This is a genomic window from Bradyrhizobium sp. BR 10289 (assembly GCF_019455385.1).
Classification (GTDB): Bacteria; Pseudomonadota; Alphaproteobacteria; order Rhizobiales; family Xanthobacteraceae; genus Bradyrhizobium.
Genome location: NZ_JACOFR010000018.1, coordinates 141,267 through 160,655 on the forward strand (window position 1 = coordinate 141,267; position 19,389 = coordinate 160,655).

The 19,389-nt window shown below is 64.5% G+C and carries 20 protein-coding genes and 1 tRNA gene; 12 read left to right on the forward strand and 9 right to left on the reverse strand.

What is annotated here, in order from left to right:
- Nucleotides 1–41: 41 nt before the first annotated feature.
- From HYH08_RS26165 to HYH08_RS26190, 6 genes are all read right to left on the reverse strand, one after another.
- A complete protein-coding gene (locus tag HYH08_RS26165) occupies nt 42–1,127 on the reverse strand; it encodes a sn-glycerol-3-phosphate import ATP-binding protein UgpC (RefSeq protein WP_220012711.1) in 1,086 nt (361 codons plus the stop codon).
- Nucleotides 1,128–1,133: 6 nt separating this feature from the next.
- The gene (ugpE, locus tag HYH08_RS26170) at nt 1,134–1,982 is read right to left on the reverse strand and encodes a sn-glycerol-3-phosphate ABC transporter permease UgpE (RefSeq protein ID WP_220012712.1); all 849 of its coding nucleotides are present in this window, start codon (nt 1,980–1,982) and stop codon (nt 1,134–1,136) included.
- A complete protein-coding gene (gene ugpA, locus HYH08_RS26175; protein ID WP_220012713.1) occupies nt 1,982–2,863 on the reverse strand; it encodes a sn-glycerol-3-phosphate ABC transporter permease UgpA in 882 nt (293 codons plus the stop codon). The genes ugpE and ugpA overlap by 1 nt, the downstream gene beginning before the upstream one ends.
- 46 nt (nt 2,864–2,909) lie before the next feature.
- Nucleotides 2,910–4,226, reverse strand: a complete 1,317-nt coding sequence (gene ugpB, locus HYH08_RS26180) for a sn-glycerol-3-phosphate ABC transporter substrate-binding protein UgpB (RefSeq protein WP_220012714.1) — start codon at nt 4,224–4,226, stop codon at nt 2,910–2,912.
- Between the two features lie 231 nt (nt 4,227–4,457).
- Complete coding sequence (locus tag HYH08_RS26185; protein WP_220012715.1) at nt 4,458–5,660, reverse strand: CaiB/BaiF CoA transferase family protein; 1,203 nt, start codon at nt 5,658–5,660, stop codon at nt 4,458–4,460.
- A 173-nt stretch (nt 5,661–5,833) separates the two neighbouring features.
- Nucleotides 5,834–6,259, reverse strand: coding sequence for an organic hydroperoxide resistance protein (locus tag HYH08_RS26190; protein WP_220012716.1), 426 nt, complete (start codon nt 6,257–6,259; stop codon nt 5,834–5,836).
- Between the two features lie 156 nt (nt 6,260–6,415).
- Between HYH08_RS26190 and HYH08_RS26195 the strand changes: the two genes are divergently transcribed.
- Complete coding sequence (locus HYH08_RS26195) at nt 6,416–6,874, forward strand: MarR family winged helix-turn-helix transcriptional regulator (RefSeq protein WP_220012717.1); 459 nt, start codon at nt 6,416–6,418, stop codon at nt 6,872–6,874.
- A 4-nt stretch (nt 6,875–6,878) separates the two neighbouring features.
- Here HYH08_RS26195 and HYH08_RS26200 read toward each other — a convergent pair whose 3' ends face one another.
- From HYH08_RS26200 to HYH08_RS26210, 3 genes are all read right to left on the reverse strand, one after another.
- Nucleotides 6,879–7,121 (reverse strand): GIY-YIG nuclease family protein, encoded by a 243-nt coding sequence (locus HYH08_RS26200; protein ID WP_220012718.1) that lies wholly within the window; start codon nt 7,119–7,121, stop codon nt 6,879–6,881.
- A 139-nt stretch (nt 7,122–7,260) separates the two neighbouring features.
- A tRNA-Ala gene (locus HYH08_RS26205) sits at nt 7,261–7,336 on the reverse strand.
- A 91-nt stretch (nt 7,337–7,427) separates the two neighbouring features.
- Nucleotides 7,428–7,835: a TIGR02300 family protein gene (locus HYH08_RS26210; RefSeq protein WP_220012719.1), complete on the reverse strand. Its 408-nt coding sequence runs from the start codon at nt 7,833–7,835 to the stop codon at nt 7,428–7,430.
- A gap of 112 nt (nt 7,836–7,947) precedes the next feature.
- Here HYH08_RS26210 and aroA point away from each other — a divergent pair, with 112 nt between their 5' ends.
- From aroA to HYH08_RS26265, 11 genes are all read left to right on the forward strand, one after another.
- Nucleotides 7,948–9,333: a 3-phosphoshikimate 1-carboxyvinyltransferase gene (aroA, locus tag HYH08_RS26215; protein ID WP_502788814.1), complete on the forward strand. Its 1,386-nt coding sequence runs from the start codon at nt 7,948–7,950 to the stop codon at nt 9,331–9,333.
- Nucleotides 9,330–9,968 carry a (d)CMP kinase gene (gene cmk, locus HYH08_RS26220; RefSeq protein WP_220012721.1) on the forward strand — a complete coding sequence of 213 codons (639 nt, stop codon included), beginning with the start codon at nt 9,330–9,332 and terminating at the stop codon, nt 9,966–9,968. The genes aroA and cmk overlap by 4 nt, the downstream gene beginning before the upstream one ends.
- A 269-nt stretch (nt 9,969–10,237) precedes the next feature.
- Entirely contained in the window at nt 10,238–11,944 is a 1,707-nt protein-coding gene (gene rpsA, locus HYH08_RS26225) for a 30S ribosomal protein S1 (RefSeq protein WP_220012722.1), read from the forward strand.
- A 270-nt stretch (nt 11,945–12,214) separates the two neighbouring features.
- Entirely contained in the window at nt 12,215–13,195 is a 981-nt protein-coding gene (gene sppA / locus HYH08_RS26230; protein WP_220012723.1) for a signal peptide peptidase SppA, read from the forward strand.
- Between the two features lie 172 nt (nt 13,196–13,367).
- Entirely contained in the window at nt 13,368–13,673 is a 306-nt protein-coding gene (locus HYH08_RS26235; protein WP_007598410.1) for an integration host factor subunit beta, read from the forward strand.
- A gap of 66 nt (nt 13,674–13,739) precedes the next feature.
- Nucleotides 13,740–14,126 carry a lipopolysaccharide assembly protein LapA domain-containing protein gene (locus HYH08_RS26240; protein ID WP_220012724.1) on the forward strand — a complete coding sequence of 129 codons (387 nt, stop codon included), beginning with the start codon at nt 13,740–13,742 and terminating at the stop codon, nt 14,124–14,126.
- 65 nt (nt 14,127–14,191) lie between these two features.
- Nucleotides 14,192–14,851, forward strand: coding sequence for a phosphoribosylanthranilate isomerase (locus HYH08_RS26245; protein ID WP_220012725.1), 660 nt, complete (start codon nt 14,192–14,194; stop codon nt 14,849–14,851).
- Nucleotides 14,848–16,065 (forward strand): tryptophan synthase subunit beta, encoded by a 1,218-nt coding sequence (trpB, locus tag HYH08_RS26250; protein WP_220012726.1) that lies wholly within the window; start codon nt 14,848–14,850, stop codon nt 16,063–16,065. The genes HYH08_RS26245 and trpB overlap by 4 nt, the downstream gene beginning before the upstream one ends.
- Nucleotides 16,062–16,898, forward strand: coding sequence for a tryptophan synthase subunit alpha (gene trpA, locus HYH08_RS26255; RefSeq protein ID WP_220012727.1), 837 nt, complete (start codon nt 16,062–16,064; stop codon nt 16,896–16,898). The genes trpB and trpA overlap by 4 nt, the downstream gene beginning before the upstream one ends.
- Nucleotides 16,899–17,011: 113 nt before the next feature.
- Nucleotides 17,012–17,953: an acetyl-CoA carboxylase, carboxyltransferase subunit beta gene (accD, locus tag HYH08_RS26260; protein ID WP_220012728.1), complete on the forward strand. Its 942-nt coding sequence runs from the start codon at nt 17,012–17,014 to the stop codon at nt 17,951–17,953.
- The gene (locus HYH08_RS26265) at nt 17,950–19,293 is read left to right on the forward strand and encodes a bifunctional folylpolyglutamate synthase/dihydrofolate synthase (RefSeq protein ID WP_220012729.1); all 1,344 of its coding nucleotides are present in this window, start codon (nt 17,950–17,952) and stop codon (nt 19,291–19,293) included. Before accD ends, HYH08_RS26265 begins: the two co-directional genes overlap by 4 nt.
- The last annotated feature ends 96 nt before the right edge of the window (nt 19,294–19,389 follow it).

Below are 19,389 nucleotides of genomic sequence, written 5' to 3' on the forward strand. Positions count from 1 at the left end.
TTGTTTTCGCGCTTTGAAGCGGGCGGCCCTTTGGAACCCGGTCAGGCCTCGATCCGCGTCCGCCCATCGCCGCTGAACAGGTGCAGCTTTTGGCGCACCGCCGCGACCCGGATCCTCGCGCCGACGGCGGGGGCCTGGGTTCCGGGGATGCGGACGATGACTTCGCCGGGCGGCAGCTCGCCCGGGGTGGCCGCGACGCGCTGCTCGTCCTGGGCGCGCGAGCCGTACACGAAGGTCTCCGCGCCGACGCGCTCGATGGCTTCGACGGTGAGCCCCAGCGCGACACCGCCTGATGGCGTCTGGTCGGTGATCACAAAATCTTCGGGGCGGATGCCGAGGATGCCGGCCTCGCCCGCGCTGCCGCCAAGCTGCGATGTGATGTCCTCGGTGCGCGCCGACATCAGGTTCATCGGGGGCGCGCCGATGAAGGAGGCGACGAAGGTCGTCGCCGGCTTCTCGTAGATCGCCAAGGGATTGCCGACCTGCTCGACCTGTCCGCCGTTCATCACGACGAGGATGTCGGCGAGCGTCATGGCTTCGAGCTGGTCGTGGGTGACGTAGATCGAGGTGACGTTGAGCCGGCGCTGCAGCTTACGGATCTCGACGCGCATCGAGATTCGCAGCTTGGCATCCAGGTTCGACAGCGGCTCGTCAAACAAAAATACTTTTGGCTGACGCACGATGGCGCGGCCCATCGCGACGCGCTGGCGCTGGCCGCCGGAGAGCTGGCGCGGCTTGCGTTCCAGCATCGGCGTGAGCTCGAGCACGCGCGCGGCTTCCTCGACGCGCGACTTGACCTCGGCCTCCTTCATGCCGCGATTGCGCAGGCCGTAGGCCATGTTGTTGTAGACGGTCATATGCGGGTAGAGCGCGTAGTTCTGGAACACCATCGCGATGTCGCGATCGGCGGGCTCGATCTCGTTGACGACACGGCCGCCGATGTCGATCTCGCCGCCGGTGACGGTCTCCAGGCCCGCGACCATGCGCAGCAGCGTGGACTTGCCGCAGCCGGAGGGGCCGACCAGCACGCAGAACTGTCCGTCGGCGACATCGACGTTGACGCCCTTGATGGCCTCGAAGCCGCCGGTATAGGTCTTGCGGACGTTGCGCAGGGTGACGTTAGCCATAACTCTCTACTTCTCGGTCTCGACCAGACCGCGCACGAACAACTTCTGCATGACGACGACGACGAACACCGGCGGCAGCATCGCCAGCACGGCCGTGGCCATCACGATCGGCCATTCGGTCAGCGCGTCGGTGGTGGTGATCATCTTGCGGATGCCGACCTGGATGGTCTGCATGTCGTCGCGGGTGGTGATGAGCAGCGGCCAGAGATATTGGTTCCAGCCGAGGATGAAGAGGATCACGAACAGTGCCGCCATGTTGGTGCGCGACAGCGGCAGCAACGTGTCCCAGAAGAAGCGCAAGGGGCCGGCGCCATCGATGCGCGAGGCTTCGAGCAATTCGTCCGGCACGGTCATGAAGAACTGGCGGAACAAGAGCGTCGCGGTGGCCGATGCGATCAGCGGCAGCGCGAGCCCCGCATAGCTGTCGAGCATGTGCAGATCGGCGACGATCTTGTAGGTCGGATAGATGCGCACCTCGACCGGCAGCATCAAGGTGATGAAGATGATCCAGAAGATCGGCATCCGGAAGGGAAAGCGGAAATACACGATCGCATAGGCCGAGATGATCGAGATCGCGATCTTGCCGATCGCGATCGCCAGCGCCATCACCAGCGAGTTCAGCATCATGTTGCCGACCGGCTCGCGGGTCGAGCCGCTCGTGCCGACGAAGATGGTCTGGTAGTAGACCTCGAAGAAGTGCCCGCCCGGCAGCAGCGACATCTGACCGTTGGCGATCAGCGCGTTGTCCTGGGTCGAGGCGACGATGGCGATGTAGACCGGAAAGGCGACGATCGCGATTCCGATCCACAGGATGGCGTGGGCGATGTAGCGCCGGAAGCCTTCTTCCTCGACCATCAGTAGGTCACCTTGCGTTCGACGAAGCGGAACTGGATTGCCGTGAGCACGATGACGAGGACCATCAGGATCACCGATTGCGCCGCCGAAGAGCCGAGATTGCCGCCGAGCAGGCCGTCGGAATAGACCTTGTAGACCAGCGTCACCGTCGACGTGCCGGGACCGCCGCGGGTCATGGTGTCGATGATGCCGAAGGTGTCGAAGAAGGCGTAGACGATGTTGACGACCAGCAGGAAGAAGATGGTCGGCGACAGCAGCGGGAAGGTCACGGTCCAGAACCGGCGCATCGGGCGGGCGCCGTCGATCGCGGCGGCCTCGAACACGCTCTTCGGAATCGCCTGCAGGCCGGCCAGGAAGAACAGGAAATTATAGGAGATCTGCTTCCACGCGGCGGCGAGGATGATCAGCGCGGCGGCCTGGTCGCCGTCGAGCAGCGGATTCCAGTCGATGCCGAGCGCGCGCAGGTAACGCGCGAGCACGCCGAGTGAGGGATGCAGCATGAAGATCCAGAGCACGCCGACGACCGGGGGCGCCACGGCGTAAGGCCAGATCAGCAGCGTGCGGTAGAGCATCACACCGCGCAGCGGCTTGTCCGCCATCACGGCGAGCAGCAGCGCGAAGGACAGCGACAGAACCGCGATCGCGAACGAGAAGAAGAAGGTCCGCAGGATCGAGGCGAAATAAGCGGGATCCCTGAACAGCTCGACGTAATTGTCGAACCAGACGAAGGTGGTCGAGAGGCCGAAGGCGTCCTGGAGCAGGAACGATTGGATCACCGCCTGCAGCGCAGGCCAATAGAAGAAAATCAGGACGATCGCGAGCTGCGGCGCAACCAGCGCGTAGGGCAATAGCTTTGATTGGAAAATGGCTTGCTTCTGCATGATGGGTGGCGCCGGCAGGGCCTTGCGGCCTGCCGGCGCCTTCGCCTTATTTCACGGCGGTCTTTTCGAACTGCCGCAGCATCGTGTTGCCGCGCTCGACGGCGGCATCGAGCGCCTGCTTGGCGGTCTTCTTGCCGGCCAGCGCCTGCTCGATCTCTTCCGACCAGACGTCACGAAGCTGAACCATGTTGCCGAGGCGCAGGCCGCGCGAATTCTCGGTCGGCTCCTTGTTGGTCAGCTCGAGTAGCGGGGTCTCGAGGAAAGGCTGGTCCTTGTAGAAGCCTTCCTCCTTCGCCTTGGCGTAGGCCGCCTTGGTGATCGGCAGATAGCCCGAGGCCTTGTGGATATAGACCTGGCGATCGGTGTCGGACAGGAAGGTCAGGAATTTCGCGACGCCCTTGTATTCCTCGGCCGACTTGCCGCCCATGACCCAGAGCGAGGCGCCGCCGATGATCGAGTTCTGCGGTGCGCCCTTGATGTCGGGATAATACGGCATCGGCACGGCGTTGAAGGCGAACTTGGCCTGCGCCTTGACGTTGCCGAAGAAGGCCGACGAGGTCAGGTAGATCGCGCACTCACCCGAGGTGAAGCGGCCTTCGCCGGTGTTCGTGCGGCCGGCGTAGTCGTAGATCTTGTCCTTCTGCAACTCGACCAGCTTCTCGAGATGCTTGACCTGGAGCGGACCGTTGAATTCGAGCTTGGTGTCGAAGCCGTCGAGACCGTTGGCCTTGCTCGCGAGCGGCACGTTGTGCCAGGCGGAGAGCTGCTCGAGATTGACCCAGGTGACCCAGGAGCCGGAGAAGCCGCAGGTCGGATGACCGTTGTCATGCAGCTTCTTGGCGGCCTCGAACGTCTCCGGCCAGGTCTTGGGGATTTCGATATTGTTCTTCTTCAGCTCGTCGAGGTTGACCCACATCACGGTCGACGACGAGTTGAAGGGGAAGGACAGCATCTCGCCCTTCGAGGTCGAATAGTAGCCGGTGATGGCGGAGAGATAGTTCTTCGGGTCGAACTTCTCGCCGGCCTCGGCCATCAGCTTGTAGACCGGCTTCACGGCGCCGGTCGCCGCCATCATGGTCGCGGTGCCGACCTCGAACACCTGCATGATGTGCGGAGCATTGCCGGCGCGGAACGCGGCGATGCCGGCGTTCATCGTATCGGGGTAGTTGCCCTTGTAGGTCGGGATCACCTTGTAGTCGGTCTGCGACGCGTTGAAGTCGTTGGCGAGCTTGACGATGACGTCGTTGTTGGCGCCGGTCATCGCGTGCCACCACTGGATTTCGGTCACGGCCAAGGCCGGTGAAGCCGACATGCCAACTGCGATTGCAACAGCGGCAGCCGTCCTCAAATGTCGAAGAGCCATCAAGTAAACCTCCCTCAGCCGTCCTTTGGCCGTCAAAAAGAAGCGCTTGCGCTAGCAGCGCTGTATGACGTTCACATGACTGTGTAAGCGGGAGAAACGAAAGCAGCAAGCGCTGCCAAATGGGAAGCCGTCAAATAGGCGAAGACGGTGCCGGCAGCCTCCTCCGTTCGCAGTGCACAGGCGTGCCTGCGCCGCAGTGCGGCATTAATTATGCGAAGGTGGTGAGGGCCCCTAGCGCTTGCGCTCGGGGCCGCAGACCGTGCCTTTCGCGACCATCGCATCGATCTCGGCCTTGGAGTAGCCGAACTCGCCCAGCACCTCGGTCGCGTGCTGGCTGAATTTCGGCGGCAGGCGGCGCAGGCTCGGCTTGCTGCGGTCGAGCCGGATCGGCGAGGCCACGCCCTTGTACCAGTCCTTCTCGATCACATCACCGCGGGCGATGGTGTGTGGGTTCGTCAGCGCCTGGTCGATCTTCTGCACGGGGCCCGCCGGCAGGCCCGCAGCCAACAGGCGATTGCACAGCGGCTCGGCCTCGTGCTGGCTGAACACGGCGGCAAGCTCGGCGCGCAGCGCCTCGCGATTGGCGATGCGGTCCTTGTTGCGGGCAAAGCGCGGATCGGTGCCGAGCTCGGGCTTGCCGATTTCCTTCGCGAGCTTGCGGAAGGTGCCGTCATTGCCGACGCCGATGAAGATGTTGTCGGTCTTGGTCGGGAAGATCGCGTACGGAACGAGGTTCGGATGCTCGTTGCCGGTGAGCGACGGCGGCTTGCCGTGCATGAAATAGTTCGCGGTGTGCGGATGCATGATGGCAAGACCCGTCTCGTAGAGCGTGGTCTCGAGGAACTGGCCTTTGCCGGAGCGCTGCCGCTCGGAGAGCGCCATCAAGATGCCGATCGCGGCATAAAGCCCGGTGCCGATGTCGACCAGCGGCACGCCGATCCGCATCGGTCCGCTCTCGGGCGAGCCGGTCGCGGCGATCATGCCGGTCATGGCCTGGATGATGGCGTCATAGCCGGGATTGCCGCCGCGCGGACCGTCGGCGCCGAAGCCGCAGATCCGGCAATGCACCAGGCGCGGGAATTTTTCGCGCAGGACTTCGTTGCCGATGCCCCACTTTTCGAGGGTACCGGGCTTGAAATTCTCGATCAGGACGTCGGCCGTCTCCAGCATCTTCAGCAGCACGATTCGGCCACCCTCGGAGGCGAGGTCGAGGCCGATCGAGCGCTTGTTGCGGTTGATGCCGATGAAATAGGCGGCGTCTTCGTCGTGGAAGGGAGGGCCCCAGTCGCGCACCTCGTCGCCCGCAGGCGGCTCGACCTTGATCACGTCGGCGCCATGGTCGGCGAGGATCTGGGTGCAGTAGGGACCGCCGAGCACGCGCGTGAGATCGATGACGCGCAGTCCGCTCATTGCGCCTAATGCTGCCTCAGTCATGCCTTCGCTTCCCTGTGTCGATATTCGATCACAGGCCTAGCGAGGTTTGTTTGCGCCAGCAATGGGCTGCCGCGTAGGGCCGCATGCGCTGCCGCGGTGCAATCCCGCAATGTGGGAAATCAGCGGAAGCGGCCGGCCCGAGGGGGATCCCGGGCCAGCCAATTCGCCCTGGATCAGACGACCGTCAGGCGAACGTCGACATTGCCGCGCGTGGCATTGGAGTACGGGCAAACCTGGTGTGCCTTCTCGACCAGCGCTTCGGCATCCTGACGGGAGAGGCCCGGCAGCGAGACGGCCAGATCGATATCGAGGCCGAAACCGCCGGCCGAGCGCGGGCCGATGCCGACGGTCGAGGTCACGGAGGCGTCGGCGGGGACCTTGGGGCCGCCCTGCGAGGCTACGAATTTCATCGCGCCGATGAAGCAGGCAGCATAGCCGGCCGCAAACAGCTGCTCGGGATTGTTGCCGGCGCCGCCGCCACCGCCGAGCTCCTTCGGCGTGGTGAGCTTGACGTCGAGCGCGCCGTCGAGGGTGGCAGCATGGCCGTCACGGCCGCCGGTGGCTTTTGCGCTGGTCTTGTAGAGGACGTTCACGGACATTGTCGTCTCCCTTGGGGGCTTCGGGTTGGGGTGCAGCTCATATCGCAGACAATTAGATTGCGCGCAATTGAAATCGGCATGTCTCACATTTAATTGTTCGCAATTGAATATGCCGCCGGCCGGCCCCAGAATGGAGCAAACCCTGTGAGATTCTCGATGCCCCGGAAGTTATCGGCGCTGGACCCGCTGCGCCTCGACAACCAGATCTGCTTTGCGGTCTATTCGGCCGCGCATGCCTTCAACCGCGTCTACAAGCCGCTGCTGGACCGGCTCGGCCTCACCTATCCGCAATATCTGGTCATGCTGGTGCTGTGGGAGCGCGACGATGTTCCGGTCAAGGACATCGGCGAAAAGCTGTTCCTGGACTCAGGCACGCTGACGCCGCTGCTGAAGCGCCTCGAGGCGGCACACCTGGTCAAGCGCACGCGCAGCAGCGAGGATGAGCGCCAGGTGCTGATCGCGCTGACGCCGCAGGGCCACGCACTGAAGGAGAAAGCGCGTAGCGTGCCGCCATCGATCCTGGCGGCATCAGATTGCTCGGTGTCGGAGCTGGTCGCGATGAAGGACGAGATCGTGGCGCTGCGGGATCGGCTGAATGCGGTGATCGGGGAGTAGGGGCTTAAGAAAGCCGCTTCTTTGTGAAAGCCCGACCCGAGTGGGACTTCAGGTAGGCCTCGAACGCGAGCGCCTTATGCTTGTCGGGGAAAGCGCAGTACCAGATCAGCTTCCACGGCTTGAATTTGGCGGTGTGGGTGGATTTGCCGGCATTGTGCTCGGGAAGCCGTCGCTTCAGATTCTCAGTGGCCCCAACATATTCTTGGTCAGGAAACCCGATGCTGCGGAGGATGTAGACGTACCACATTGACGGCTCGCGTCTGGGCAGTCGTTCGGTGGGAATCTCATCACCAGTCCGTCTTCGCCCTTCGGGCTACGCCGGACACCACGCTTCGCCCTTCAGGCTGCGTCGTGGCTGCGCCACGCGTAGCCCGAAGGGCGAAGCGTGGTGGAGCCAGGCGGGATCGAACCGCCGACCTCTTGCATGCCATGCAAGCGCTCTCCCAGCTGAGCTATGGCCCCTTAACTCTTGGAATGATCCTGGGGGATCATTCCCGACCGGCGAGCCTTCCGACTCGCGCGGTGCACCCTTTTTCACAGATCAGGACCGATCTCAAGTCTCTTCATCACCTCCGACATCACCAATGATGTCGGTCACGTCCTCATCGCCCTCTTCTTCGTCGGCAATGAAGGTCGAATCGTCGTCATCGTCGTCGTCGAGGGTCTCGTCGACCTCGATATCGTCCTCCGACTCGGGCACGACGGCCTTGACCTTGCCGGTGTTCTCTTCGGCGTCGGCCTCCTCGAGGGAGACCAACTCTTCGGCCTCCACCGGCTCCGGCGCGGTGTCCTGGGCCATGCTGCGGGCCTCGGCTCCGCGGGGGGCGCGGGCCGGCGCCACGGGCGCGATCGGCACAACTTCGCCGGTATAGGGCGAGATCACCGGATTCTTGTTGAGGTCATAGAACTTCTTGCCCGTGGTCGGGCAAATACGTTTGGTTCCGAGTTCGGACTTGGCCACGGCAGAGGAATCCTGGGAATGTCTGAAAAGCGGTGCTTCACTTGGCTAGTTGGCGGCCCGCTGTCAATAGCGCATTACGGGAGAACGACATGCCCGTGACGGAACGCGGGCCATGTGGTACCTGCCCGCGAGCCTCAAGGGCAGATCCAAGGACACAATCTTGACCCATTCCGACAAGCCGACGCCGCTTCAGTCGCGCGCAAGCGGGCCCCTGACCGGGAAAGTACGGGTGCCCGGGGACAAGTCGATTTCTCACCGCGCCCTCATCCTGGGCGCGCTGGCGGTCGGCGAGACCAGGATTTCAGGCCTCTTGGAGGGCGAGGACGTCCTCAACACCGCCAAGTCCATGCAGGCGCTCGGCGCCCGGATCGAACGCACCGGCGATTTCGCCTGGAAGGTCAACGGCGTGGGTGTCGGCGGCTTTGCCCAGCCCAAGGCGGCGCTGGATTTTGGCAATTCCGGAACCGGCTGCCGGCTGGTCATGGGCGCCGTCGCCGGCTGCCCGATCTCGGCGATTTTCGACGGCGATGCCTCGCTGCGCAGCCGCCCGATGCGCCGGATCCTCGATCCGCTCGAGAAGATGGGGGCCAAGGTCGTGTCCGGCGGCGAGGGCGGCCGGCTGCCGCTGACCGTCCAGGGCGCGCGCGATCCGCTGCCGATCACCTGCAAGACCCCGGTCGCCTCGGCCCAGATCAAATCGGCCGTGCTGCTGGCGGGTCTCGCCGCGCCGGGCACGACCACCGTGATCGAGAGCGAGGCCAGCCGCGACCACACCGAGCTGATGCTGAAGCATTTTGGCGCCGAGATCACCTCGGTGCAGGAAGGCCAGCACGGCCGCCGTATCACACTCAAGGGCCAGCCCGAGCTGCACGGCGCCAATGTCGTCGTGCCCGCCGATCCATCCTCAGCGGCGTTCCCCATCGTCGCCGCGCTGATCGTCGAAGGCTCGGACGTCGTGCTGTCCGACGTCATGACCAATCCGCTGCGCACCGGTCTTTTCACCACGCTGCGTGAAATGGGCGCCTCAATCGAAGAGAGCGAAGTCCGCGGCGATGCCGGCGAGCCGATGGCGCGCTTGCGCGTCCGCGCCTCGAAGCTGCGCGGGGTCGAGGTGCCGCCGGAGCGTGCGCCCTCGATGATCGACGAGTATCTGGTGCTGGCGGTGGCAGCTTCGTTCGCCGAGGGCACGACCATCATGCGCGGCCTTCAGGAGCTGCGCGTCAAGGAATCCGACCGGCTCGAAGCCACGGCCGCCATGCTGCGCGTCAACGGCGTGAAGGTCACGGTGTCCGGTGATGATCTCATCGTCGAGGGCCGTGGCCACGTCCCCGGCGGCGGCACCGTCGCCACCCACATGGACCACCGCATCGCGATGTCGGCCCTGGTGATGGGCTGCGCCTCCGACCAGCCCGTGACGGTCGACGACACCGCCTTCATCGCCACCAGTTTTCCGGACTTCATCCCGATGATGCGTTCGCTTGGGGCCGAGTTTTCATGATCATCGCCATCGACGGGCCTGCGGCCTCGGGCAAGGGGACGCTCGGCAAGCGGCTCGCCCACCATTACGGCTACCGTCATCTCGATACCGGCGTGATCTACCGTGCGGTGGCCTATGCCCTGATGCAATCGGGCCATGATCTCCGGGACGAGGCGGCGGCGGTTCAGGCCGCGCTGGAACTCGATCCCGAAAAGTTCGGCAATCCCGCGCTGAAGACCCAGGAGGCCGGCGAGGGTGCCTCCATCGTGTCGGCAATCCCCAAAGTCCGCGAGGTCCTGGTCAATTTCCAGCGGCAATTCGCCGCCGACCCGCCTGGCGCCGTGCTCGACGGCCGGGATATTGGAACGGTGATCTGTCCCCATGCCGACGTGAAGATCTTCGTCGTGGCGGATCCCAGGGTGCGCGCCCGCCGACGCACCATGGAGGCCAAGGCGCGGGGCGAGGAGGCGGACGAGGCGGCGGTGCTGGCGGACATCATCCGGCGCGACGAACGCGACAAGAACCGGCCGATTGCGCCTTTAAAACCGGCCCCGGATGCTTACTTGCTAGATAACTCCCAACTGGATATAGAAGGCGGCGTCCGGGCCGCCATCGACATTATCGAGGCTGTCCGAGCGGGCCGGTCGCGGGGTTAAGCCGCCGCCGTCATTGGAGGAAGTGCCCGCTCCCGCTCTTTGAGGTCGATACTCTCGGTCCCCTGTTTGGGGGACCGGCGCGATCCAGGCTCCGGACACAAGATTTCCACGTATCGAACGCGCGGGCCCTGCCGGCCCGCTTCCGCTGTTCTGGCCGTTCGGCCGGGGCAACGAGCGGTCGCTCGAAGGTTTCGCGGACCTTCCGACACTGCGCGTGCGATGCGCCCATGAACCCAACGGCCGGCAAGACATCCGCACCTGGAGAACAAATGGCTTCGACTTCCGCTGATACCTATAGCCCGTCGCGTGACGATTTCGCCGCGATGCTCGACGAGTCCTTCGCAGGTGGCAACCTGCAGGAGAGCTCGGTCGTCAAGGGCAAGGTTGTTGCAATTGAAAAGGACATGGCCGTCATCGACGTCGGCCTGAAGACCGAGGGCCGCGTCGCCCTGCGTGAATTTTCCGGCCCCGGCCGTGACAGCGAGATCAAGGTCGGCGACGAGGTGGAAGTGTTCCTCGATCGCATCGAGAACGCCCTCGGCGAGGCCGTCCTGTCCCGCGACAAGGCGCGCCGCGAAGAGAGCTGGGGCAAGCTCGAGAAGGCCTTCCAGAACAACGAGAAGGTCAACGGCGTCATCTTCAACCAGGTCAAGGGCGGCTTCACCGTCGACCTCGACGGTGCCGTGGCCTTCCTGCCGCGCTCACAGGTCGACATCCGTCCGATCCGCGACGTTGCGCCGCTGATGAACAACTCGCAGCCGTTCCAGATCCTCAAGATGGACCGCCGCCGCGGCAACATCGTGGTGTCGCGCCGCACGGTTCTCGAAGAGACCCGCGCCGAGCAGCGCCAGGAGCTGGTGCAGAACCTGGAAGAGGGTCAGGTCATCGACGGCGTGGTCAAGAACATCACCGATTACGGTGCGTTCGTCGACCTCGGCGGCATCGACGGCCTGCTGCACGTCACCGACATCGCGTGGCGCCGCGTCAACCACCCGACCGAGGTGCTCTCGATCGGCCAGACCGTGAAGGTCAAGATCATCAAGATCAACCACGAGACGCACCGCATCTCGCTGGGCATGAAGCAGCTGCTGGACGATCCGTGGCAGGGCATCGAAGCCAAGTACCCGCTGGGTGCCCGCTTCACCGGCCGCGTCACCAACATCACCGACTACGGTGCGTTCGTCGAGCTCGAGCCGGGCATCGAAGGCCTGATCCACGTCTCCGAGATGTCGTGGACCAAGAAGAACATGCACCCCGGCAAGATCGTGTCGACTTCGCAGGAAGTCGACGTGCAGGTGCTGGAAGTCGATTCCGTCAAGCGCCGCATCTCGCTCGGCCTCAAGCAGACCATGCGCAATCCGTGGGAAGTCTTCGTCGAAGGTCACCCGACCGGTTCGGTGGTCGAGGGCGAAGTCAAGAACAAGACCGAGTTCGGTCTGTTCCTGGGCCTCGAGGGCGACGTCGACGGCATGGTCCATCTTTCCGATCTCGACTGGAAGCTTCCGGGCGAGCAGGTGATCGACAACTACAAGAAGGGCGACATGGTGAAGGCCGTGGTGCTCGATGTGGACGTCGAGAAGGAGCGTATCTCGCTCGGCATCAAGCAGCTCGAAGGCGACCCCTTCGCCGAGCCGGGCGATGTCAAGAAGGGCGCGGTCGTGACCTGCGAAGTGCTCGAAGTGAAGGAAAGCGGTATCGAGGTGAAGATCGCCGGGACCGACTTCTCGACCTTCATCAAGCGCTCGGAGCTCGCGCGTGACCGCAACGACCAGCGCGCCGAACGCTTCGCCGTCGGCGAGAAGGTCGATGCCCGCGTGATCCAGTTCGACAAGAAGGCCCGCAAGGTCCAGGTGTCGATCAAGGCGCTCGAAGTCGCCGAAGAGAAGGAAGCCATCGCGCAGTACGGCTCCTCGGATTCGGGTGCGACGCTCGGCGACATCCTGGGCACCGCGCTCAAGAACCGCGACAGCAAATAAGCGAAACGCCGAGTTTTGCTGACATCGAAGCCCCGGCGCGAGCCGGGGCTTTTTTGTGTGTTGTGCCGTAGCCCGGATGGAGCGCAGCGAAATCCGGGGCTGGCTTCCAATGCGGCACGATCCCGGATTACGCTTGCGCTCCATCCGGGCTACCGCCCACCAGGCCTTGTTTTCTTCAAATTGCGCCGCAATTGATGTATCCAGATAAGCCGATGGTCACGTTGTGACGGCACAACGCCCGCGGCCAGCCTTTCATTTGGAGATATTCCGATGTCGCTCGATTCGGACATCATCGTCGATCGCCGCAGGATCCGCCGCAAGCTGACGTTCTGGCGTGTGATGGCCGCGCTGATCGCGATCGCCGCGATCGCGGGCTTTGCGCTGGTCGCGACACCCGGTGCGCGCGGCTCGTTCGCCGCCGCCGGCTCGATCGCGCGGGTGCAGATCGAGGGCCTGATCCGCAGCGATTCCGAGCGCACGCAGGCGCTGGAGCGGCTGTCGAATTCGCAGGCCGCCGCCGTCATCGTCCACATCAATTCGCCTGGCGGCACCACCGCCGGCTCCGAGCAGCTCTATGATTCCTTGACGCGCCTGAAGGCGAAGAAGCCGCTGGTCGTCGTGGTCGAGGGTCTTGCCGCCTCGGGCGGCTACATCACCGCAATCGCGAGCGACCACATCATCGCGCAGCAGAGCTCGCTGGTCGGATCGATCGGCGTGCTGTTCCAGTTTCCCAACGTCTCGGAGCTGCTGAAGACCGTCGGCGTCAAGGTCGAGGAGGTGAAGTCCTCGCCGCTGAAGGCTGCGCCCAACGGTTTTGAGCCGACCAGCCCCGAAGCGCGCGCGGCGCTCGATGCGCTGGTGAAGGATTCCTACGCCTGGTTCAAGGATCTGGTGAAGCAGCGCCGTGGCATGGATGACACGCAGCTTGAGAAAGTCGCCGATGGACGCGTCTTCACCGGACGCCAGGCGATCGATCTCAAGCTGATCGATCAGCTCGGCGACGAGAAGGCCGCTGTGACCTGGCTCGAGGAACAGAAGAGCGTCAAGAAGGGGCTCACCGTTCGCGATTACAAGCTTCAGCCTCGTTTCAGCGACCTGCCGTTCCTCAAGACGGCTGCCGCCGTGACGCTGGAGGCGCTTGGTTTGGGCTCGATTGCCCATCAGATCGGTCAAACCGGTGTCGCGCAGGCCGTCGATCGGCTCGGAATGGATGGAATGCTGGCACTGTGGCAGCCGGCCGCGTCAAATTGACGGGAACTGGGCGAGTCCAAGAGCTTTTTCCCGTCTGACGGGTATGGGGGCACTCCGCTTTTTCGGCAAATGTCACGTATTTTCACGAGGCTCAACCGTCATTTAGCGTCTTGACAGATCACGGTATTTTCACGGAAATGGTCATCCGCACGCTCCCGGGTCCTATCTCTCGATGATCAAATCCGAACTTGTTCAGCGTATCGCCGAGCACAACCCGCATCTGTACCAGCGGGATGTCGAGAACATTGTGAATGCGATTCTCGAAGAGATCGTCGCGGCTCTCGCGCGCGGTGATCGCGTCGAGTTGCGCGGTTTCGGTGCCTTCTCGGTCAAGCATCGCCCTGCACGTGCCGGCCGCAATCCGCGCACCGGCGCCCATGTCCCCGTTGATCAGAAGAGCGTTCCGTTCTTCAAGACCGGCAAGGAAATGCGCGAGCGGCTCAACCGCGATCATCCGGATCCGGGCGCGCCCGATTGAGGTTTGTCGTCCGGATTGAAAGCCGCCCGATGCGGCAGCAAGCTTGATTCAAGACGAGCGATCGCGATGCGAAAGTTCCTGACCGCGCTGATCGTGATTCCGGCGTTTCTGCTGCTGGTGACCTTCGCCGTCGCCAACCGGCATTTCGTCACCGTCTCGTTCGATCCGTTGGTATCCAGCGACCCGTCATTCGCGGTCACCATGCCGCTGTTCCTGCTGCTGATCCTGGTGGCCGCCATTGGTGTTTTCGTAGGCGGCCTGGCCGTCTGGTTCGGTCAGCGGCACTGGCGGCGCGCGGCGCGCCGGCATGAGGCGGACGCACGGGCGGTTCGGGTCGAGCTCGCCGGTCTGCAGGCCCACGCGACCGCCGCGAAGGCCGAGTCCCAGCGCCTCCCAGCCCCCTCCGGCCTTTACGGGCCCATCGGGCGAGACAAGCAGCGCGCGACGTTGTAGAAGCGGCCCGACCGAAAGCCCTGTTTTCCGGCCGCGAACCCGCGGCCTTCACCCGCTTTGAGACCATGTCCCTGCTCGTCAAAATCTGTGGCCTGTCCACGCGCGAGACGCTTGAAACGGCGCTCGACGCGGGCGCCGACATGGTGGGGTTCGTGTTCTTTCCGCCGTCGCCCCGGCATGTCTCGCTGGAGACCGGGCGCGAGCTCGGCCGGCAGGTGAAGAAGCGCGCGCTGAAAGTCGCGCTCACCGTCGATGCCGACGATGCCACGCTCGACAACATCATGGACGCGCTGTCGCCGGATATCCTCCAGCTCCACGGCAATGAGAGCGTAGCGCGCTTGCGCGACATCAAGCAGAAGTTCGGCTGCCCGGTGATGAAGGCGGTGCCGGTCGCGACCGCAGCCGATCTCGCCGTGCTGCCCGGTTACGCCGCGGTCGCCGACCGCATCCTGTTCGACGCGCGCGCGCCAAAGGATGCGACCCGTCCCGGCGGCTTGGGGGCGCCGTTCGACTGGCACCTGCTGGAAAACCTGGAGCTCGATCTCCCGTATATGGTTTCGGGCGGCCTCAATATCCAAAACCTTGCCGAGGCCGTTCGCGTCACCCGCGCCGGTGGCGTCGACGTCTCCTCGGGAATCGAAAGCGCCCCCGGCGTGAAAGATCCCGAGATGATCAAGGCCTTCATTCGCGCTGCGCGCGCCACTCGAGAGTTGAGCGTTCGATGAACATCGCCAAACCAAATTCCTATCGCAGCGGCCCCGACGAGCGCGGCCATTTCGGCATCTTCGGCGGACGCTTCGTCGCCGAGACGCTGATGCCGCTGATCCTCGACCTGGAGAAGGCCTATACCGAAGCCAAGGCCGATCCGGCCTTCCAGGCTGAGATGAACGGCTATCTCAAGAACTATGTCGGCCGCCCCTCGCCGCTCTATTTCGCCGAGCGCCTCACCTCACATCTCGGCGGCGCCAAGATCTACCTGAAGCGCGAAGAGCTCAACCACACCGGCTCGCACAAGGTGAACAACGTGCTCGGCCAGATCATGCTGGCGCGGCGCATGGGCAAGAAGCGCATCATCGCCGAGACCGGCGCCGGCCAGCATGGTGTCGCCACCGCGACGCTGTGCGCGCGCTTCGGCCTCGAATGCGTGGTCTATATGGGCGCCGTCGACGTCGAACGGCAGCAGCCCAACGTCATCCGCATGGAGATGCTGGGCGCAACCGTGGTCCCGGTGCAGTCGGGCACGCGCACGCTGAAGGACGCCATGAACGAGGCGCTGCGCGATTGGGTCACCAACGTGCACAACACGTTCTATTGCATCGGCACGGTGGCGGGTCCGCACCCCTATCCGACGCTGGTGCGCGACTTCCAGTCGATCATCGGCAACGAGACCAAGGCGCAGATGCAGGAGATCGAAGGCCGCCTGCCGGATTCGCTGGTCGCCTGCATCGGTGGCGGCTCCAATGCGATGGGCCTGTTCCATCCCTTCCTCGACGATCCCTCCGTCGAAATCTTCGGCGTTGAAGCCGCCGGCCATGGCCTCACGCAGCTGCATGCAGCCTCGATCGCGGGCGGTCGTCCCGGCGTGCTGCACGGCAACCGCACCTATCTCTTGATGGATGCCGACGGCCAGATCCAGGACGCGCATTCGATCTCGGCCGGCCTCGACTATCCCGGCATCGGCCCCGAGCATTCCTGGCTGCACGAGATTGGCCGCGTCAATTATCTCTCCGCGACCGATGACGAGGCGCTCGCCGCGTTCCAGCTGCTCTCGAAGCTCGAAGGCATCATCCCTGCACTCGAGCCCGCGCACGCCATCGCCAAGGTGATGGAGCTCGCGCCGGAGCGGCCGAAAGACCACCTGATGGTCGTCAATCTCTCCGGCCGCGGCGACAAGGACGTCCCCCAGGTCGGCGACATCCTGAGGGGCAAGAGCAAGTGACCACGCGTATCGACACCCGTTTCGCCGAGCTGAAGAAAGAGGGCCGCGCAGCCTTCGTCACCTATGTGATGGCCGGCGACCCTGACGTCACGACCTCGCTCGAGATCGTCAAGGCGCTGCCCAAGGCTGGCGCCGACATCATCGAGCTCGGCATTCCCTTCACCGATCCGATGGCGGATGGTCCCTCGATTCAGGCTGCAGGTCTGCGCGCGCTCAAGGCCGGCATGACTTTGAAGAAGACGCTCGCTCTCGTGCGCGACTTCCGCAAGGAGGACAATGTCACGCCGCTGGTGCTGATGGGCTATTACAATCCGATCTACATTTACGGCGTCGACAAGTTCCTGGCCGATGCCAGGACGTCGGGCGTCGACGGCCTGATCATCGTCGATCTCCCGCCGGAGGAAGACGACGAGCTCTGCATTCCCGCGCTGAAGGCGGGGCTGAACTTCATTCGCCTGGCGACCCCGACCACCGACGACAAGCGCCTGCCCGCGGTGCTCGCGAACACGTCGGGCTTCGTCTATTACGTCTCGATCGCCGGCATCACCGGTGCGGCGGCAGCGGACGCGAATGTCGTCGGTGAAGCCGTCGCGCGTATCAAGCGCCACACCAAATTGCCGATCTGCGTCGGCTTCGGCATCCGCACGCCGGAGGCGGCGCGCGCCATTGCCGAGAAGGCCGACGGGTCGGTTGTCGGCACCGCGCTGGTCGACGCACTCAAGAACAGCCTCGACGCCGAGGGCCGGGCGACCGCCAAAACCGTTAACGCCGTGGCTGAGCTGACCGCGGCCTTGGCCCAAGGCGTCAGGGGCGCGCAACAGGCGGCGGAATAGGCCATAATTCCGCTTTTGGGGCGGGCGACACCGCCGGCTTGCCGGGCAACGGCCCGGCCGCCATATATCCCTTCAGGCGATCCCGCAGCCGGGTTCGCACATCGGAGCAAACCATGAACTGGCTTACCAATGTGGTCCGGCCGAAGATCCGCAACATGCTGCGGCGGGAGACGCCGGAGAATCTCTGGATCAAGTGCCCGGATTCCGGACAGCTCGTGTTCTACAAGGACGTCGAGGCCAACCAGTTCGTCATCCCCGGCTCGAACTACCACATGCGCATGGGCGCGGTGGCGCGGTTGAAGTCGATCTTCGACAACGAGACCTGGTTCGACGTCGCGCTGCCCGACGTGACGCCGGACCCGCTCAAGTTCCGCGACGAGAAGAAGTACGTCGACCGCATCAAGGATGCGCGGGCGCGCACCAACCTCAACGATGCGATCAAGGTCGGTTATGGCAAGCTCGAAGGTGCCGCCGTCGTCGTCGCCGTGCAGGATTTCGATTTCATGGGCGGCTCGCTCGGTATGGCCGCCGGTGAAGCCATCGTGCGCGGGCTGGAGCTCGCGGTCGAGAAGAAGGCGCCCTTCATCGTGTTCGCCGCTTCGGGTGGCGCGCGCATGCAGGAAGGCATCTTGTCGCTGATGCAGATGCCGCGCACGACTGTGGCGGTGCAGATGTTGCGCGAGGCCAAACTGCCCTACATCGTCGTACTGACCAACCCGACCACCGGCGGCGTCACCGCATCCTACGCGATGCTCGGCGACATCCAGATCGCCGAGCCCGGCGCGCTCATTGGTTTCGCCGGCGCGCGCGTGATCGAGCAGACCATTCGCGAGAAGTTGCCTGAGGGTTTTCAGCGCGCCGAATATCTGAAGGAACACGGCATGGTCGACATGGTCGTGCATCGTCATGAGCTGCGTCCGACGCTCGCGCGGCTCTGCCGCCTGCTGACCAAGGCGCCGGCGCTGGAGGGCGCTTCGAAGCCGGCGCAGCCGGTGGCGAGCCCCGCGCAGATCGTCTCGGCTGCCGAGACGGCGCCGGCCGCGCCGCACGCGTGAACGCATCTTTCGACAGCTCTAAGCCGTCGCTCGGTGAACTGATCGGGCGGCTGTCGGCCCTGCATCAGAAGCGCATCGATCTCGGGCTCGAGCGGATGCACCGCCTGCTCGAACGGCTCGGCCATCCCGAACGCAAGCTGCCGCCGGTGATCCACGTCGCCGGCACCAACGGCAAGGGCTCGACGGTGGCCTATCTGCGCGCGACGCTGGAGGCCGCCGGCCTGCGCGTCCACGCCTATACCTCGCCCTACCTCGTCCGCATCAACGAATGTTTTCGCCTGGGCCGCCTCGGTGGCGGCGTGCTGGTCGGCGACGACGAGCTGCGCGCGGCGCTGGAAGAGGTCGAGCGTGTCAATGCGGGTGAGGCCGCGACTGTATTCGAGCTGAAGACGGCGGCGGCGTTTCATCTGTTCGCGCAAAATCCTGCCGATGCCGTGCTGCTCGAGGTCGGCCTCGGCGGCCGGCTCGATTCGACCAATGTGGTCGATCAGCCTGCGGCCTGCGTGATCACGCCTGTCAGCATGGACCACATGGATTTCCTGGGCGACACGCTAGCATCGATCGCCGGCGAGAAGGCCGCGATCATCAAGCGCGGCGTGCCCGTGATCTGTGCCGAGCAGTTGCCGGAAGCGATGGCCGTGATCGAGGCGCAGGCCAAGCGCATGCGCGCGCCGCTGTTTGCCGCCAACGAGAGCTGGCACGTCAATGTCGAGCACGGCCGCCTGGTCTATTCCGACGAGCGCGGGCTGATGGATCTGGCCGCGCCGCGCCTGTTCGGCCGCCACCAGTTCGACAATGCTGGTCTTGCCATCGCAACGCTGCGCGCGATTCCGAACTTTAAGATCAACCATGCCGCGTTCGAGACCGGCATCATCAGTGCCGAATGGCCGGCGCGGATGCAGCGCCTCACCGCGGGCGAATTGCTTGCGTGGGGCCCGCAAGGCTCGGAGATCTGGCTCGACGGCGGCCACAATGCCGAAGGTGGCCGCGTGGCGGCCGCCGCACTCGGCGATCTCGAAGAGCGGGTGTCGCGGCCGCTGGTGGTGATCGCCGGGATGATGGCCAACAAGGATGCGCAGGCCTTCCTCGCCAATTTCGCCGGCCTCACCCGTCACATCATCGCGGTGCCGATTCCCGATACCGAGAACGCGATGCCGGTGGATCGTCTCGCGGACGCCGCGCGCAGCCTCGGCATGCGCGTCGAGATCGCGCCCGGGATCGAAGCCGCGCTCCGCGCTCTGTCGAAGCTCGCCTACGAGGTGCCGCCGCGCATCCTGATCACGGGTTCGCTCTATCTTGCCGGGCACGTGCTCGGCCTCAACGGCACGCCTCCTGCATGAATTCTCGTGTCCCGGACGCGGTGCAGCGTGCAACGCTGCTCCGCAGAGCCGGGACCCATATGTGGACGGCCCCCGTGGCACAAGAGCTTTGTGAGG

Excerpts from the sequence above, each read along its gene's own strand:
- HYH08_RS26165 (WP_220012711.1), bottom strand. The coding sequence starts at position 1,127 with ATGGCTAACGTCACCCTGCGCAACGTCCGCAAGACCTATACCGGCGGC.
- ugpE (WP_220012712.1), bottom strand. The coding sequence starts at position 1,982 with ATGGTCGAGGAAGAAGGCTTCCGGCGCTACATCGCCCACGCCATCCTG.
- ugpA (WP_220012713.1), bottom strand. The coding sequence starts at position 2,863 with ATGCAGAAGCAAGCCATTTTCCAATCAAAGCTATTGCCCTACGCGCTG.
- ugpB (WP_220012714.1), bottom strand. The coding sequence starts at position 4,226 with ATGGCTCTTCGACATTTGAGGACGGCTGCCGCTGTTGCAATCGCAGTT.
- HYH08_RS26185 (WP_220012715.1), bottom strand. The coding sequence starts at position 5,660 with ATGACTGAGGCAGCATTAGGCGCAATGAGCGGACTGCGCGTCATCGAT.
- HYH08_RS26190 (WP_220012716.1), bottom strand. The coding sequence starts at position 6,259 with ATGTCCGTGAACGTCCTCTACAAGACCAGCGCAAAAGCCACCGGCGGC.
- HYH08_RS26195 (WP_220012717.1), top strand. The coding sequence starts at position 6,416 with ATGCCCCGGAAGTTATCGGCGCTGGACCCGCTGCGCCTCGACAACCAG.
- HYH08_RS26200 (WP_220012718.1), bottom strand. The coding sequence starts at position 7,121 with ATGTGGTACGTCTACATCCTCCGCAGCATCGGGTTTCCTGACCAAGAA.
- aroA (WP_502788814.1), top strand. The coding sequence starts at position 7,948 with ATGTGGTACCTGCCCGCGAGCCTCAAGGGCAGATCCAAGGACACAATC.
- cmk (WP_220012721.1), top strand. The coding sequence starts at position 9,330 with ATGATCATCGCCATCGACGGGCCTGCGGCCTCGGGCAAGGGGACGCTC.
- rpsA (WP_220012722.1), top strand. The coding sequence starts at position 10,238 with ATGGCTTCGACTTCCGCTGATACCTATAGCCCGTCGCGTGACGATTTC.
- sppA (WP_220012723.1), top strand. The coding sequence starts at position 12,215 with ATGTCGCTCGATTCGGACATCATCGTCGATCGCCGCAGGATCCGCCGC.
- HYH08_RS26235 (WP_007598410.1), top strand. The coding sequence starts at position 13,368 with ATGATCAAATCCGAACTTGTTCAGCGTATCGCCGAGCACAACCCGCAT.
- HYH08_RS26240 (WP_220012724.1), top strand. The coding sequence starts at position 13,740 with ATGCGAAAGTTCCTGACCGCGCTGATCGTGATTCCGGCGTTTCTGCTG.
- HYH08_RS26245 (WP_220012725.1), top strand. The coding sequence starts at position 14,192 with ATGTCCCTGCTCGTCAAAATCTGTGGCCTGTCCACGCGCGAGACGCTT.
- trpB (WP_220012726.1), top strand. The coding sequence starts at position 14,848 with ATGAACATCGCCAAACCAAATTCCTATCGCAGCGGCCCCGACGAGCGC.
- accD (WP_220012728.1), top strand. The coding sequence starts at position 17,012 with ATGAACTGGCTTACCAATGTGGTCCGGCCGAAGATCCGCAACATGCTG.